Annotated in this window: 17 protein-coding genes; 9 read left to right on the top strand and 8 right to left on the bottom strand. The window is 70.9% G+C overall.

The window, feature by feature from the left end:
* Nucleotides 1-9: 9 nt before the first annotated feature.
* Both ACFW0G_RS20830 and ACFW0G_RS20825 read right to left on the bottom strand, forming a co-directional pair.
* Nucleotides 10-1,236, bottom strand: a complete 1,227-nt coding sequence (locus ACFW0G_RS20830) for a hypothetical protein (RefSeq protein WP_378326984.1) — start codon at nt 1,234-1,236, stop codon at nt 10-12.
* The gene (locus ACFW0G_RS20825; RefSeq protein ID WP_378326983.1) at nt 1,233-2,042 is read right to left on the bottom strand and encodes a class I SAM-dependent methyltransferase; all 810 of its coding nucleotides are present in this window, start codon (nt 2,040-2,042) and stop codon (nt 1,233-1,235) included. The genes ACFW0G_RS20830 and ACFW0G_RS20825 overlap by 4 nt, the downstream gene beginning before the upstream one ends.
* Nucleotides 2,043-2,105: 63 nt before the next feature.
* On the opposite strand from ACFW0G_RS20825, the gene ACFW0G_RS20820 reads away from it, so the two are divergent.
* Both ACFW0G_RS20820 and ACFW0G_RS20815 read left to right on the top strand, forming a co-directional pair.
* Nucleotides 2,106-2,501: a hypothetical protein gene (locus ACFW0G_RS20820; protein ID WP_378326982.1), complete on the top strand. Its 396-nt coding sequence runs from the start codon at nt 2,106-2,108 to the stop codon at nt 2,499-2,501.
* 44 nt (nt 2,502-2,545) lie between these two features.
* Nucleotides 2,546-3,751 (top strand): hypothetical protein, encoded by a 1,206-nt coding sequence (locus tag ACFW0G_RS20815; RefSeq protein WP_378326981.1) that lies wholly within the window; start codon nt 2,546-2,548, stop codon nt 3,749-3,751.
* 108 nt (nt 3,752-3,859) lie between these two features.
* Here ACFW0G_RS20815 and ACFW0G_RS20810 read toward each other — a convergent pair whose 3' ends face one another.
* The 3 genes from ACFW0G_RS20810 to ppgK form a co-directional block, all read right to left on the bottom strand.
* The gene (locus ACFW0G_RS20810; protein WP_378326980.1) at nt 3,860-4,711 is read right to left on the bottom strand and encodes an LLM class flavin-dependent oxidoreductase; all 852 of its coding nucleotides are present in this window, start codon (nt 4,709-4,711) and stop codon (nt 3,860-3,862) included.
* 106 nt (nt 4,712-4,817) lie between these two features.
* Nucleotides 4,818-6,224 carry an RNA polymerase sigma factor gene (locus ACFW0G_RS20805; protein ID WP_378326979.1) on the bottom strand — a complete coding sequence of 469 codons (1,407 nt, stop codon included), beginning with the start codon at nt 6,222-6,224 and terminating at the stop codon, nt 4,818-4,820.
* Nucleotides 6,225-6,444: 220 nt separating this feature from the next.
* Nucleotides 6,445-7,206: a polyphosphate--glucose phosphotransferase gene (gene ppgK / locus ACFW0G_RS20800; protein WP_378326978.1), complete on the bottom strand. Its 762-nt coding sequence runs from the start codon at nt 7,204-7,206 to the stop codon at nt 6,445-6,447.
* A gap of 64 nt (nt 7,207-7,270) precedes the next feature.
* Here ppgK and ACFW0G_RS20795 point away from each other — a divergent pair, with 64 nt between their 5' ends.
* Complete coding sequence (locus ACFW0G_RS20795; RefSeq protein ID WP_378326977.1) at nt 7,271-8,095, top strand: inositol monophosphatase family protein; 825 nt, start codon at nt 7,271-7,273, stop codon at nt 8,093-8,095.
* Nucleotides 8,096-8,168: 73 nt separating this feature from the next.
* On the opposite strand, the gene cei is transcribed toward ACFW0G_RS20795, so the two are convergent.
* The gene (cei, locus tag ACFW0G_RS20790) at nt 8,169-8,861 is read right to left on the bottom strand and encodes an envelope integrity protein Cei (RefSeq protein ID WP_378326976.1); all 693 of its coding nucleotides are present in this window, start codon (nt 8,859-8,861) and stop codon (nt 8,169-8,171) included.
* A 568-nt stretch (nt 8,862-9,429) separates the two neighbouring features.
* Here cei and ACFW0G_RS20785 point away from each other — a divergent pair.
* Nucleotides 9,430-9,738, top strand: coding sequence for a DUF4193 domain-containing protein (locus ACFW0G_RS20785; protein ID WP_345387473.1), 309 nt, complete (start codon nt 9,430-9,432; stop codon nt 9,736-9,738).
* Between the two features lie 166 nt (nt 9,739-9,904).
* Here ACFW0G_RS20785 and ACFW0G_RS20780 read toward each other — a convergent pair whose 3' ends face one another.
* A complete protein-coding gene (locus tag ACFW0G_RS20780; protein WP_378326975.1) occupies nt 9,905-10,390 on the bottom strand; it encodes a DUF3093 domain-containing protein in 486 nt (161 codons plus the stop codon).
* Between the two features lie 24 nt (nt 10,391-10,414).
* Between ACFW0G_RS20780 and dut the strand changes: the two genes are divergently transcribed.
* The 3 genes from dut (at nt 10,415) to ACFW0G_RS20765 (ending at nt 12,289) form a co-directional block, all read left to right on the top strand.
* Nucleotides 10,415-10,906 (top strand): dUTP diphosphatase, encoded by a 492-nt coding sequence (gene dut / locus ACFW0G_RS20775; protein ID WP_378326974.1) that lies wholly within the window; start codon nt 10,415-10,417, stop codon nt 10,904-10,906.
* Nucleotides 10,906-11,577 (top strand): DUF3710 domain-containing protein, encoded by a 672-nt coding sequence (locus ACFW0G_RS20770; protein ID WP_378326973.1) that lies wholly within the window; start codon nt 10,906-10,908, stop codon nt 11,575-11,577. Before dut ends, ACFW0G_RS20770 begins: the two co-directional genes overlap by 1 nt.
* A 76-nt stretch (nt 11,578-11,653) precedes the next feature.
* Nucleotides 11,654-12,289, top strand: a complete 636-nt coding sequence (locus ACFW0G_RS20765; protein ID WP_378326972.1) for a LysE family translocator — start codon at nt 11,654-11,656, stop codon at nt 12,287-12,289.
* A 12-nt stretch (nt 12,290-12,301) separates the two neighbouring features.
* On the opposite strand, the gene ACFW0G_RS20760 is transcribed toward ACFW0G_RS20765, so the two are convergent.
* A complete protein-coding gene (locus ACFW0G_RS20760; protein ID WP_378326971.1) occupies nt 12,302-13,012 on the bottom strand; it encodes an alpha/beta fold hydrolase in 711 nt (236 codons plus the stop codon).
* Between the two features lie 106 nt (nt 13,013-13,118).
* Here ACFW0G_RS20760 and ACFW0G_RS20755 point away from each other — a divergent pair, with 106 nt between their 5' ends.
* On the top strand, nt 13,119-13,499 hold the full coding sequence (locus ACFW0G_RS20755; RefSeq protein ID WP_378326970.1) for an OB-fold nucleic acid binding domain-containing protein: 381 nt from the start codon (nt 13,119-13,121) through the stop codon (nt 13,497-13,499).
* Between the two features lie 9 nt (nt 13,500-13,508).
* Complete coding sequence (locus ACFW0G_RS20750; protein ID WP_378326969.1) at nt 13,509-14,264, top strand: DUF3159 domain-containing protein; 756 nt, start codon at nt 13,509-13,511, stop codon at nt 14,262-14,264.
* Nucleotides 14,265-14,325 lie beyond the last annotated feature (61 nt).

Raw genomic sequence — 14,325 nt, 5'->3', positions numbered from 1 at the left:
CGAGACGGTTCACATCGAGACGAGGACCTGCAGCACGCCGAGCACGATCGTGACGACAGTCAGCAGCACCGTCACCCTGGTCAGCCGGGTGACGCGGGCGCTCACGGTGCTCTCGTAGGAGTACCTCGTCTCCTCGTCCATCGCCTGTGCCTGCCGGTCGAGCTGCCGGATGATCCGTTCGACGCCCATGCTGGTCACCAGCCGCCGTTCCAGGGAGTCGACCTCCGCGGGCAGCACCGAGTTGAGCATTTCGAGGATGTCGTCGAGCGAGCCGCGCAGCAGGCGGGTGCGGCTCGCCGGGTCCCCGCCCTCCTCGTGCGCGCGCTGCGCGCGGCGCAGCCACTGGTCGGCCAGCGCCATCCGGATCAGCACCCGCTCCAGCACGAACAGCATCCCGTGGTCGAGACCGGCGACCGAGCTGTCGATGCCGAAGTACGGCTCCGGCGCGCCGAATCGGCGGACCGCGAGTTCCCGCTGGTTGTCGATGTACTCCTCGTCCTTGCTGTTGAGGCAGACGATCCCGGTCGCCATCGCGTACGCGGCGACGAACGACCGGGTGCCCCACGACGGCCCGAGCGCGTCGCGTGCGACCTCGCGGGGCACGAACCGCCAGCCCTCGTCGCTCGTGGCGAGCCCGTAGTACGGCCGGGGATCGGCGGCGACGACCGGCGCGGGCGGACGGCCGTCGTAGCCCCGCAGTTCGACGCACCAGCCCTTGCGTCGCAAGCCGTCCGTCTCACAGCTCCGGGTGAGTTCGTCGAACGCCTTGGTCACCGCGGCGAGCAGCGAGGGTTGTTTCTCGCCGCGATAACAGCCATACAGTCCCTGATCGCCCAGCGCGGTCCGGCCCTGCAGACTCTGCAGCAGCGCGATGGCCAGGTCGACGTCGGCGGCGGGCGCGTCGCGTTCCGGCGCCCGCACGGTGGTGGTGAACACGAACGTCATCGCGTGGTACGCCGGATGCCAGGTGACCACGGTGCGGCAGGGGAGCGGGTGCGGGCCGACCGCGATGGACAGCGCTTCGCCGTCGCCCGGCGCGCACAGCAGCCTGCGGTCCGGCTCCTCGCTGTAGGTGGCGAGGAACCGTTCGGCGGCGGTCCATTCGTCGTGCAGCGCGCCGGACAGCGGGGCGAGCAGGCTTCGGGAGGCGCCGTCGTCGAAGATCCGCGCGGCCTCGTCCTTCTCCAGCGGGACGGCCCAGGCGAACGACAGCAGCAGCGTGGGGCCGCGGCTCATCGGGCGGTGCGCCGCAGCACGGCGAGCTGGTCGCGGCCGAGGTGACGGCGCAGCGGCGGGGACGCGTTGACCAGCTCGTCGCGGTCGATGTGCCGATCGGCGGGGCCGAGGTCGTCGAGCACGTGGTAGGTCCACTCCCAGGTCGTCCGCCAGCCCGCGGCGGCGGCTTCGGCGGCGACGTCGGCGGGGTCGAGCAGCCGGATCGGGAGCGTGGTGCTCTTCGCGGTGCGCAGCGCGTGGTCGAACTCGGCTCGCCCGACGCGTCGCGAGTGGACGGTGCCGGGTGCCGCGTCGTCGACGCTGTCCAGGCTGAACCCGCCCCGGCCCAGCGGCGCGCGGCTGTAGGCGAGGACGAGGACGGCGTCCGGCGTGGTCAGCTCGTGCAGGCGGCGCAGCAGCGGGGTCACGTCGCCGGTCGGGACGTGCTGGATCACGTGACTGCACAGCACCAGGTCGTACGGGCCCCCGTCCAGTTCGACGACCGGGGCGACGGCGAACTCCAGCGCGGTGTCCGGCGGCGGGGTGACCGCGCGCGCCTCGGCGAGACGTCCGGGGTCGGGATCGGCTGCGGTGACGGTGGCGGCGAACCGGGAGAGCCAGCCGAGCAACCTGCCGCCGCCACAGCCCGCGTCGAGCGCGCGCACGTCCGCACGGGGGCCGAGGACACCGGTCAGCTCGGCGGCGAGCCGGTCGAGCGCGCGTTCCTCGCTGCGCGCCCAGTAACCCGGGTACGGCTCGTGCCCGCTGATGAAGGTCCCCGTGACGCGGTCGCCGGTGTCCGGGTAACGGTAGGTGTCCGTCAGCACCCGGTGAATATACCCGCGCGAAACTGGCCGCCGGGGCGCTTTCCCGGCGTTACCATGGTGTTCATGCCCGCCGCGACCGGCAGCGTTGCCGGGCCTCTGGTGCTCTACGCCGTGGTCACCGTCGCCCCCTCGGCGTTGTTCTGGTGCGCCCTGCGTGTCCCCGGGCTGCTGCGGTGGTGGCGCGAGCGGCGCCGCCCGCCCGTCCCGGCGGGGCCGCCGATCGAACGGCTCGCGGCGGACCTGCGCCGGGTCCACCGTGATCTGGCGCGCTGCTCGCCCGGCACGTCCGCGGCCCGGCGGATCGGCGCGCGGCAGGCGTACGACACGCTGCTCGATCAGGCCTGCCGGCAGATCGAGGTCCCGCACCGGCTGGCGGAACTGCCCGAGGGCCTCGACCGTGACCTCGAACGACTGCGGATCGAGGAATCGTTGCGCTCGCGCGGGCTCGTCGTGCCCTGAGCGGTTGTATCGAACGTGTACGCCGCCCGGGCACGGTGGCGCGTATGAGACGTGGACTTCTGACGGGCCTGGTGGCGGCGGTGCTGCTGGCGGTGGTGACCCCGGCCGCGAACGCGGCGGCGGCCTTCCCCCGGCTGAGCGCGGCGGCCGTCGACGGCTTCCGGCTGACCGCCGGAGAGACTTTCGAGAACTACGGTGCCCGGATCGCGGAGCTGGAAAAGCAAGCCCAGCTCAAACCCCGTGGTATGGCCGAGATCCTGAGCACGGCGAACCGCAAGGCCCGCCCGCTCTGTCACCCCACGCACCTCGCCGCCGCACTGAACCCGGCGGGCTTCTGCTGGGAGGACGCGAACGACGAGAAGACCAACGACTGGGTCCCGCAGGGCCTGACCGGTTCCGGCGACGCGAACCCGGAAACCGGGACGGTGGCGGGCAAACGCGTCGTCGCCGCGTCCTGGCACGCCAGGGAGGACGCCATGGTCCGGCTGTCCTTTGTGGACGCGTCGGGCCTCGGCTACCGGCACGTACTGCTCGTGGAACCCACCTCCGGCACCGATTTTCAGGTCGTGACCGGCCATGGGCACGGGATGATCTGGTCGGGCAACCTGCTCTACGTCGCGACGAGCGGCGGCGTGATCCGGGTCTTCGACACGACACACTTCTGGAAGGTGGACGACAGCGCGGGCAACGTCGGCCTCGGCGGTGACGGCAAGTACCACGCCGCGTTCTACGACTACGCCCTGCCGCAGGTGGGTGCGTACTGGTACGCCGACGGCAAGGGCTGCACCACGGCGACGGGGACGAACCCGTGCCTGTCGACGCTTTCGCTGGACCACAGCGATTCCTCGTTCGTCTCCGCCGAACACGCGGCCGAGTCGGGCGGCCGCGTCGTGCGCTGGCCGTTCGACCGCGCCACCGGGAAGCTCGTCACCGGTTCCGACGGTCTGGTGCACGCGAAGGAGGGCTTCTCGTCGCCGGTGTGGGGCGTGCAGGGCGCGGTGTCGCGCAATGGCTACTTCGTGCTCACCGGCGTGTGTCCCGAGAACGCGGGCAAACCCGTGGACCTGCCTTCCTGCCTGCACGGCGGCGTCGGCGGCGAGACGACGTCCCGGCTGAGCGGTCAGGCCCCGGTCAACAGCCAGAACCTCTCGTACTGGCCCAAAACCGGAGAACTGTGGCTGATCAACGAACAACTGCGGGAACGCGTCACGGTGCACGTCCCGTGGACCAAACTCACCGGCCGCGCCTGAAAACGAGGGGCGAACTCGCGTACCCAGAGGGTCGGCCGACGTACCCAGGGAGTCGGCCGGTGAACCGACTGTCTGGGTACGCGAGCCGACGGCGTGGGTAGGCGGGCGCTACAGCACGAGGTCGGCGAGGCGGGGGAGGTCGTCGAGGTTTTCGGTGGCGGGGTTGAAGATCAGCTCCTCGGCGCCGATGTCGGCGAACGCCTTCACCGCGTCCCGGATCTCTTCCGGCGTCGTCCGCACCCCGGAGGCGATGAAATCGGCCCGCTCGCCCATGTTGCTGTAGTAGTCCCGGACCTTCCCACGGCCCGTGTCGGGCTCACCCAGTGCGAAGTAGGTGATCGCGACGAGCCGCGGCTCGCCCTCGCGGCCTGCCTCGCGCCACGCGGCGCGGGCGTGCTCGAACGATTCGGCGACCATCTCCGGCGGCATCGAACCCCCGACGTAGCCCTGGCCCCACTTCGCCATCCGCGCGAGCGCCGCGGGCGCGAAACCGCCGAACAGCAACGGAACTTCGCGCGTCCCCGGCGGCACGGCGGCGTTTTCGCCGCCCCCGACCGGCTCTCCGCGCCATACGTTCCGGTAGACCTCTAGATCGGCGTCGATCCGCTTGCCGAGACCCTTCGGGCCGAGACCGTCGGTGACGAAGTCGTCCTCGCGCCCGCCGATCCCGATGCCGAGCGAGAGCCGTCCGCCGGAAACGCCGTCGATCCCGGCGACCTCCTTCGCCAGCAACACCGGCGGCCACACCGTGCCGAGCAGGACATTGCTGAGCAGGCCGATCCGGCGGGTCGCCCCGGCCGCGGCGGCGAGCGCGACGGTGTCCATCACGCCCGGGTAGGCGATCCGGCCGACCGTGCCGAGCGTCGAGAACCCGGCCTCTTCGGCGCGGCCGGCCCATTCGGGGATGACCGTGGGACGGACGTCGCGGACCTGGTTCGGCAGGCCGATACCGATCTTCATTAAGGCTCCTCGCGGGAATCGGCGATGTCGTCTCCACGTTCCCGGAAACGGGAGAACCCCGCCACCACTCGCGTGGCGGCGGGGTTCCCTTTGCCCGTAGGGGAAATCAGTCGAGGTAGTCGCGCAGCACCTGCGACCGCGACGGGTGACGCAGCTTCGACATCGTCTTCGACTCGATCTGCCGGATGCGTTCCCGGGTCACCCCGTACACCTGGCCGATCTCGTCGAGCGTGCGCGGCTGGCCGTCGGTGAGGCCGAACCGCAGCCGGACGACGCCCGCCTCGCGCTCGGACAGCGTCTGCAGCACCGACTGGAGCTGGTCCTGCAGCAGCGTGAACGACACCGCGTCGACCGCGACGACCGCTTCGGAGTCCTCGATGAAGTCGCCGAGCTGCGAGTCGCCCTCGTCGCCGATGGTCTGGTCGAGCGAGATCGGCTCACGCGCGTACTGCTGGATCTCCAGGACCTTCTCCGGGGAGATGTCCATCTCCTTCGCGAGCTCCTCGGGAGTGGGCTCGCGGCCGAGGTCCTGCAGCAGCTCACGCTGTATACGGCCGAGCTTGTTGATGACCTCGACCATGTGCACCGGGATACGGATGGTGCGGGCCTGGTCGGCCATCGCGCGGGTGATCGCCTGGCGGATCCACCACGTGGCGTACGTCGAGAACTTGTAGCCCTTGGTGTAGTCGAACTTCTCCACCGCGCGGATCAGGCCGAGGTTGCCCTCCTGGATCAGGTCCAGGAACGCCATGCCGCGGCCGGTGTAGCGCTTGGCCAGCGACACCACCAGCCGGAGGTTCGCCTCCAGCAGATGGTTCTTGGCGCGCTCGCCGTCACGCACGATCCACTTGAGATCGCGGCGCATCTGGGTGACGAGCTTCTCGCCCTCCTCCTCGGCGTTGCGCACGCGCTCGGCGGCGTAGAGCCCGGCCTCGATGCGCTTGGCGAGCTCCACCTCCTCCTCGGCGTTGAGCAGCGCCACCTTGCCGATCTGCTTGAGGTAGGCACGCACCGAGTCGGCGGAGGCGGTGAGCTCGGCGTCCTTGCGCGCCTGGCGCAGCGCCTCGGACTCCTCCTCGTCCCACACGAAGTCCGGGTTGTCGGAGGACTTCCCGCCCTTGTCGGAAGCCGTGCTGCGGCGGCCCTTCGGGGTCTCCTCGGACTCCTCGTCGTCGTCCTCGGATTCGACCTCGTCGTTGACCGTCTCGTCGACCACGTCGACCTCGACCTCTTCCAGATCCGACAGATCCGGCGACTCGAGATCGGCCTCGTCGAGCTCGCCGGGACCGTCGGGCTCGCCGTCCTCGGTCTTCGGGCCCTTGGTGGCGGCCTTCTTGGCGGCAGGAGCTTTCTTCGCGGGGGCCTTCTTGGCCGGAGCCTTCTTGGCGCCCGCAGACCTGGTGGTGGTCTTGCGCGCCGCGGTCTCCGCGGTGGTCACCTCGTCGGCCGGCTCACCGGCTGCTGCGGTCGCTGTCTTCGTCCCGCTTCGGGTTGCGGTTCTTGCGGCTGCCACTTACGCCCTTTCGCAGCGGTCGATCGTGACGAGCCGGACCATGCGGCCACAGCTCGCTCAAATTCGGGGAACACGCCTCGGCCTGCGGTTTTGTCCTCCGCAGCCGTGGGCCGTGTTCCATTGTAACGACGGTACGCGGGTGCGGCGCGCGCCGATCACCCTCCGGCACCGCGCACGTGACATTCGTGGCGGGTCTGTCAGTGCCCGCGTGCCACCCGGATCAGTGCTCGATACCCTCCGCCGCGGCCACCGCCGCGCCGACGATCCCGGCGTTGTTCTGCAGCGACGCCACGAGGACCGGAGTGCGGATGTCCAGCAGCGGAACCCATTTCTCGGACTTCTTGCTGACCCCGCCGCCGACGATGAACAGATCCGGCCAGACCAGGTTTTCGAGCACGGTCAGATAACGATGCACCCGCTTGGCCCACTGGGGATAGGACAGGCCCTCGTTGTCCTTCACCGACGCGGCCGCGCGTTTCTCCGCGTCGTGCCCGTCGACCTCCAGATGGCCGAACTCGGTGTTGGGGACCAGTTTCCCGTCGTGGAACACCGCGCTGCCGATCCCGGTGCCGAAGGTCAGCAGCGCCGTCACGCCGGTCCTCGCGGACGGCTCGCCGAAGCGGATCTCGGCCATCCCGGCGGCGTCGGCGTCGTTGAGCATCGCGATGTCGTCGATGTCGCGGCCGAGGCGCTTGGCGAACAGCGCGTCGGCGTCCGTGCCGATCCACGCGTGGTCGATGTTCGCGGCGGTGTGCGCGACACCCTTCTTCACCACGGCGGGCAGCGTGACCCCGACCGGGCCGTCCCAGTCCGCGGTGGCGATGATCTCGGCGACGACCTCCGCGACCGCTTCGGGAGTGGAGGGCTTCGGCGTGTCGATCCGGATGCGGTCGCCGATGAGCTGACCCCGCTCCAGGTCGACGAGGGCGCCCTTGATGCCACTGCCGCCGATGTCGATTCCGAAACCTCGGGTCGCGGTCACAGACGTGGTCCCTTCTCGCACGATTCAGAAGCCTGCTGCGGAGACTTTAACCGGATGTGGTGACATGGCGGACGTGGGAGCTGACGAGTCGTTGCTGAAGAGTGTCGCCGAGCGTATCGCCGTCGAGGCCGCCGAGCTGGTCAAGAGCGCATGGGAGGAGATGGGGCGGGGTGGCCGCGTGCGCGTGGACACCAAGTCCGCGGACACGGACGTGGTCACCGCGGTCGACCACGAGTCCGAGCGGCTGGTGCGGTCCCGGCTGGCCGAGCTGCGCCCCGGCGAGCCGGTGCTGGGCGAGGAGGGCGGTGGCTCGGAGGCGGCCTCCGGCGGGGTCACCTGGGTGGTCGACCCGATCGACGGGACGGTCAACTTCCTCTACGGGCTGCCGTGGTTCGCGGTGTCGGTCGCCGCGCAGATCGACGGCGTTTCGGTCGCCGGCGCGGTGGTCGAGCCGGTGAGCGGCCGCCGATGGACCGCCGCGCGCGGCCATGGCGCGTGGCTCGACGGCCGCCCGCTCGCGGTGTCGGCCCCGGAACGGCTGGAGCTGACCCTCGTCGGCACCGGGTTCGCCTACGTCGAAGAACGCCGGAAGCGGCAGGCGCGGTTCGCCTCGGAGCTGCTGGGGCGGGTGCGGGACATCCGGCGCAACGGGGCCGCGTCGCTCGACCTGTGCGCGGTCGGCGCCGGCTGGCTGGACGCCTACGTCGAGCACGGCCTGCACCGCTGGGACTGGGCCGCCGGCGCGCTGGTCGCCGCCGAGGCGGGCGCCGTCGTCGCACTGCCCGGATCGGCTCCCGACCTCGGGGCCGACGCCACCTACGCGGCGGCGCCGTCCGTCGCCGCGCCGCTGCGCTCGGCCCTTGCGTCCTGCGGTGCCGCCGAGGTCTGAGGACGCGTGCGGGAACGGCGATCTCGCGTGATCAGGGGGAGAACTCGCGTGATCAGGCGCGGAACTCGCGTGATCAGCAGGTGACGTCGCGGGCGGAGGCGAGCAGGGTCTGGTCGACCACCGGGGCCTGCGCCCCGGCGGCCTGTTCGCCGCCCCCGCCGCCCTGGTGCTGCTGGGACCAGGCGGTGAGCTGCCGCAGGATCTCCCTGGCCTGCGAGGTCGGCCGGAGGTCGCCGAAGCTCTTGCCGGTGACCAGGTCGATGCTGGCGTCCTTGCGGTTGTCCTGGACGAGCTCGGCGCACGGGACCACGAGGCTCATCGTGCGGGCGGCGGCGGTGCCGTTCTCGCCGAACCGGATCTGGCCGCGGCACTTGGCCTCGCGCTTGTCGTAGGCCGGGTCGTTGGCGGGCTCGCCGATGCCGGTGAAGCCGAGGTCCTTGAGACCCGCGGTCGTGATGCTGCCCTGGCCGCGCACGGAGCTGGCGTTGAGCACGCGCACCGCGATCTTGTCCGGCGGCACCGGGGTGCGGTCGTCGAGCGCGTCGTGCGGGAGGCTGGTGAACGCGGTGCCCGGCGGCGGGCTCGCGGCAGGGTCGCAGCGGACCACCGCGTCGACGTCGGCCTTGCTGACCACGGCGTTGACCCAGACGATCACCGCGCCGAGCGCCAGCACACCGATGACGATGAGCGCCGGCAACGGCCGGTGCTTGCGATACGGCCTCGCCTTACGGTCCCCTGAACCGCCCGAGCCGCTCCCCGACGCCACCTGCCCCGTCCCTTCCCGAACCCGGAAACCCGATCGGCGTAGTAGTCACCCGCCGGTGAACACACCCTGCGGTCACAGACACCTTCGCGGCTGATCAGCTTAAGCGTTACAGCCGACACGCGTAGGTTCGGGTCACCTGTGTGGCTCCCGCGCCCATTCTTCTGTTTCGGTCATGCTCCGAGCCGCCCCGGAACCGTGGTCCCCTGTCTTCGGATAGCACCACGCGGGTACCCGCCAGGGCAAGCGGACACGGCCGCCAGGTGAGGTTCCCGACCTGGGGGCAACCCGTTCGGAGGATGCGCGTCCCACCTGCAGGTTCCCCCTGTCGGGTGACGATTATCCGGCATTGCTCGCCTCCGTGCGGAACCCGCCGGGCGGTGAGCTACCCTTCCCGGGCTCCGGCCGCAGGAACAGGCGTAACGCGCCTTCTGAAAAGAAGTTACCTCGGTCACTGCGCAGCCGGGCACAAACAGGGGCGCTGGAACGTTGACCAGCGGCACGACGGACTCACGGGCGCGCCCGTGGGCCGGGCAAGACCGATACAAGCTGATCGCAGGGGTGAGGACACATGGCGACCGACTACGACGCTCCGCGCCGCAGCGAAGCCGACGAGCTGGCCGAAGACTCGTTGGAGGAGCTGAAGGCACGGCGCAACGAGAACCAGTCCGGCGTCGTCGACGTCGACGAGGACGCGACGGCCGAGAACTTCGAACTCCCGGGTGCGGACCTCTCCGGTCTGTCCGGCGAGGATCTCACCGTCAAGGTGGTGCCCAAGCAGGCCGACGAGTTCACCTGCTCGGTCTGTTTCCTGGTGCACCACCGCAGCAGGCTCGCCGAGGACAACGGCGGCCGGCTGATCTGCCGCGACTGCGCCTGAGCACGACGCGTCCGGTCCCGCGCGGCCGGTCGTAAGGGTACGGGGATCTCGTACGGGTTTTCAGGGGACGAACAGACGCGGCGGCGAGTTCGGGGCGGCTCGCACGCGAGCTGGGCTAAGGGGGCCGACCTGCGGGTCGGCCCCCTTCCACATGTCCGGGGCCGGCTCAGCCGTTGGCGCGCAGCAGCTTCGCGATCTTCTCCGGATGCCGGGTGCTGAACAGCCAGTACGGCGTCGGGTCGTCCGGATCGGTGAGCCGGAGCCGCACCGCCGGGCCGACCCAGCCGCGGTGCAGGACGAACGCCGCCGGGTCGCCGTCGCGGCCGAGCGCGGGACGCTTGGCGTTCTTGTCGAGGACCTCGACCTCACCGGCGAACCGCAGTGGCAGATGCGCCTCGCCCACCCACAGCTCGGGTTCGTCGCCGCCGGTGACGCGGATCCGCGACCGGCCGAGCGAGAGCAGCAGCGCCACCACGAGCGGCAGCGTCACGAGGTAGGGCAGCCAGGCACGGATGCCGGGGTAGCCCATGTGCAGTTCGGCGGCCAGCAGGACCGCGCCGAGCACCGGCAGCGGCCAGCCCCACCACGGGACATAGAGCCGTTCGCGATGCTCGACGGCGTTCGTCACGGCCGGGTTCACGGTGTCGCCCACGCGTACAGGGTAATCTCGCCGCCCGTGTCCAGCGTTCAGGTCCTCCTCACCCGTCTCGACCCCGGCGTCCCCGTCCCCGCCTACGCGCGTCCCGGCGACGCGGGCGCCGATCTCGTCACCACCTCGGATATCGTTCTCGGGCCCGGGGAACGCGGCGTTGTCGGCACCGGCATCGCGATCGCGCTCCCGGCCGGGTACGCGGGTTTCGTCCATCCACGATCCGGGCTCGCCGCCAGGGCCGGGCTCTCGGTGGTGAACACGCCCGGCACGATCGACGCGGGTTACCGTGGCGAGATCAAGATCTGCCTGATCAACCACGATCCGGTGCACAAGATCGTGCTCGCCCGCGGCGACCGGATCGCGCAGCTGGTCGTGCAGCGGGTCGAACACGCCGAATTCGTCGAGGTGGCCGAGCTCGACCCGACGGAACGGGGCGAAGGAGGCTACGGCTCCACGGGTGGACACGCCACACTGGGAGCCGACGCGCGCAGCGCGGGGGAAGGAACGGAGAACTAGTGGGGATTTTCGGACGCAAGCGGCGGGCCGGGGAACGGTCCGGTGGGCGGCACGCCGCGCCCGAGGTCGAGGACGACTTCGCCGAGGAGCTGGACGACGACGAGCCGGAGTCGGAGCTGTCCGAGGTGTCCGACGGTCCGTTCGACGTCGCGGATTTCGAGGACGACGGCCTGCCCCGGATAGACCTCGGCTCGGTGAAGGTGCCGGTGCCGGACGGGTCCCAGGTGCAGGTCGAGATGGACCCCGAGGGCGGCGGTGTGCGGGCGGTGCACGTCGTCACCGAGCAGGGGCAGATCACGGTCAGCGCGTACGCGGCGCCGCGCACGGGCGGGCTGTGGCGCGAGGTCAGCGCCGAACTGGCCGACCAGCTGCGCGCCGACGGCGCCAAGGTGACCGTCGGCCGTGGTGAGTGGGGGATGGAGCTGTCGGCCATCGTCGGCGACGTCGCGCTGCGCTTCGTGGGTGTCGACGGCCCGAGGTGGATGCTGCGCGGGGTGATCGCGGGCCCGCAGTCGCAGGCCGCGCACGCGCCCGACGTGCTGCGCGCGATCGTCCGGCGCACGATCGTCGACCGGGGCGACTCGCCGATGCCGGTCCGCACGCCGCTCACCATCACGCTGCCCGACGCCGTCGCCGAGCACATCGCCGCCCAGCAGCAGGGCCAGGCCTGAGCCGAAGGGGACTTTCGTCGCGTCGCACGCGAGGAAAGTCCCCTTCGGCACTCCACCGGATTGGTACGGTCGTGCCATGCCTGACTTCGCCGAGTGGATGATCTTCCTGGGGACGGCGGCGATCTTCGCGGTGACGCCCGGCCCCGGGATTCTGTACGTGCTGGCCCGCAGCCTCAAGGGCGGGCGGGGCGAAGGCGTGCGTTCGGTGCTCGGCAACGGGATCGGCGCGTCGGTGCACGTCGTCGCGGCGGCGCTCGGGCTCTCGGCGCTCCTGGCGACGTCGGCGGTCGCGTTCACCGTCGTGAAGCTGGCGGGCGCGGCGTATCTGGTCTTCCTCGGGCTGCAGGCGATCTTCCGGCGTCATCGCGACGACGAGGTGTCCGGCGACGACGCCGGTCTCGCGGCGCGCTGGGCGCGTTCACCGCTGTTCCAAGGCGTGCTGACCGAGGTGCTCAACCCGAAGACCGCGCTCTACTTCATGGCGCTGCTGCCGCATTTCGTGCACCCGGAGCGGGCGCCGGCCCCGCTGGTGTTCCTCGTGCTCGGGCTCATCGCGCTCGCCATGGCGATGCTGGCCGACCTGCTCGTCGCGGTGTTCGCGGGCAGGCTCGGCGCGCTGATCGACGGCAACGTCCGCTGGCGGGTCCGGCAGCGGGTCGCCTCCGGCGCCACGATGATCGGCCTCGGCGGGTTCGTCGCGCTCTCGGACTAGCGGTGTGGCCGGCTAGCCGCGCGAGGCCCGCAGCCACGCCAGCACGGTCGCCCTGCCGAGTGATTCGCGATCCTCGCCGAGCGCGGTCAGCGTCGTCTCGACGACGGCCGCGCGAGGCAGCGCGCCCGCCCACGCGCGCGCGACTTTCGTCGGGTGTATCGGATCGTCGACACAGGTGGCTATCCCGGCGGGGAAGGACAAATCGCTCAGCGCGGCGAGCGTCGGCGCGGGCCGGGACGCCGCGGTCCGCAGGCTCGCCGCGAGCCCGTCGCCGTGCCGCCGCCACGCCCGCCCGAGTTCGGCGGTGAGCCACGGCGGGCTTCCCTCCGCGGACTTCGCCAGCGCGGCCTCGACGCCGTGTTCGGCCACCAGATCCGCGGAGAGCGTCGCGGCCAGCGACGCGGGTGCCGCGTCCGGCGCGCCGTTCCAGGCCGGGAGCGCGGCCAGCAGGCCCCGGCAACGGCCCGGCTCGCGCACGGCCCACTCCGCGGCGAGGTGCGCGCCGAACGAGATCCCGCCCGCCAGCAACGGACCGTGTGCCGCGGCGAGCCGGTCGAGTTCGGCGAGATACCCCTCGGCCAGCGCGTTTCCCGGCGGTGGGACGGGGGTAACCAGCTCGATGTCCAGCACGGCCAGCGGGCGCGCGAAAACCGCGCGCACGAAGACCTCGTCGGAGCCGGTACCGGGCAGCAGTACCGCCGTTCGCGGGATAGTGGACGTCACGTTGCGATCTTGGCCTAAAGCGGCTTCCCTGGCGGGGTCGCAGTTACGCTGGATCACGCACGGGCCGCAGAACACGTCGGGGGCCCCGGAGCACAGGAGCACCACTATGCCCGCCAAAGACGGCGGCTACTTCAGCCGGTTGGTTCGGAAGCTGACCAGCGACGTCGAGGAGCTCGACGCCGATGATCTGTCCGAAAGGTCCGAAGCGCAGGGCGCGCAGCGCGCCTGCGACTGCCGCTCGGGCGACGAGGTCACGGTGCTCGGCAGACTGCGCAGCGTCGAGCTGTGCCCCACCAACGAAGCGGCGACGCTGCAGGCGGAGCTGTTCGACGGGACACAGGGTGTGACGCTAATCTGGCTGGGCCGTCGCCGGATCCCCGGCATCGAGCCGGGCCGGACCATCAAGGTGCGGGGCAGGCTGGCCGAACGCGACGGCCAGAAAGTGCTGTACAACCCGTATTACGAACTCCAGAGCCCAGTGAGTTGATCAGCTGCCGTGACTGAACCCGCTCCGCGCGCCGAGAAGAGCGAACCCGGGGACAGCGTTCCCGGGGAAGAGGGGCCCAAACCCGAGCCCACCCTGCTCGAGCAGATGGGCGGTGTGTCCGGCCTGATCTACTCGTCGCTGCCGGTGATCGTCTTCGTGCTCGTCAACTCCTTCTTCGGGCTGACCGCCGCGATCTGGAGCGCCATCGGCAGCGCGGTGGCCATCACCGTCCTGCGGATCGTGCGCAAGGAACCGCTGCAGCCGGCGATCTCCGGCTTCTTCGGCGTCGCCATCGCCGCGTTCATCGCCTTCCGCACCGGCTCCGCGAAGGGGTTCTTCCTGTTCGGGATCTGGGCGAGCCTGGTCTACTGCGGCGTCTTCGTGCTCTCGATCGTGGTGCGCTGGCCGATCGCGGGCGTCGTGTGGAACCTGCTCAACGGCACCGGACAGGCCTGGCGCAAGGACAAGTACTCGCGGTTCGGCTACGACATCGCGACGTTCGCGCTGGCGGTCATCTTCGCCGCCCGGTTCGTCGTGCAGCGCTGGCTCTACCAGGAGGACTACACCGGCTGGCTGGCGTTCGCGAAGATCGCCATGGGCTACCCGCTCTACGCGCTGGGCCTGCTCGTCGTGGTGTGGGCGGTCCGGCGCTCGGACAAGCGGCTCAAGGCACTCGCCGAGTCGGCCCCGAAGCCCGAGACGGACGCCGAGGTCGAAGCCCGGCTCCGCGAGAAATACGCCCAGACCCCGCAAACCGAGTCCTGAGCGGGCTGAAGGGGACTTTCCTCTCGTAAGACGCGCTGAAGGGGACTTTCCTCGCATGCCA

The organism is Amycolatopsis sp. NPDC058986, assembly GCF_042741125.1.
Lineage (GTDB): Bacteria > Actinomycetota > Actinomycetes > Mycobacteriales > Pseudonocardiaceae > Amycolatopsis.
This window is presented reverse-complemented; position numbering and strand designations above follow the sequence as displayed.

Bases quoted from the DNA above. Each gene is read 5' to 3' on its own strand.
- ACFW0G_RS20830 (WP_378326984.1), bottom strand. From the start codon at position 1,236: ATGAGCCGCGGCCCCACGCTGCTGCTGTCGTTCGCCTGGGCCGTCCCG.
- ACFW0G_RS20820 (WP_378326982.1), top strand. From the start codon at position 2,106: ATGCCCGCCGCGACCGGCAGCGTTGCCGGGCCTCTGGTGCTCTACGCC.
- ACFW0G_RS20815 (WP_378326981.1), top strand. From the start codon at position 2,546: ATGAGACGTGGACTTCTGACGGGCCTGGTGGCGGCGGTGCTGCTGGCG.
- ACFW0G_RS20810 (WP_378326980.1), bottom strand. From the start codon at position 4,711: ATGAAGATCGGTATCGGCCTGCCGAACCAGGTCCGCGACGTCCGTCCC.
- ACFW0G_RS20795 (WP_378326977.1), top strand. From the start codon at position 7,271: ATGGCGGACGTGGGAGCTGACGAGTCGTTGCTGAAGAGTGTCGCCGAG.
- ACFW0G_RS20785 (WP_345387473.1), top strand. From the start codon at position 9,430: ATGGCGACCGACTACGACGCTCCGCGCCGCAGCGAAGCCGACGAGCTG.
- ACFW0G_RS20765 (WP_378326972.1), top strand. From the start codon at position 11,654: ATGCCTGACTTCGCCGAGTGGATGATCTTCCTGGGGACGGCGGCGATC.
- ACFW0G_RS20755 (WP_378326970.1), top strand. From the start codon at position 13,119: ATGCCCGCCAAAGACGGCGGCTACTTCAGCCGGTTGGTTCGGAAGCTG.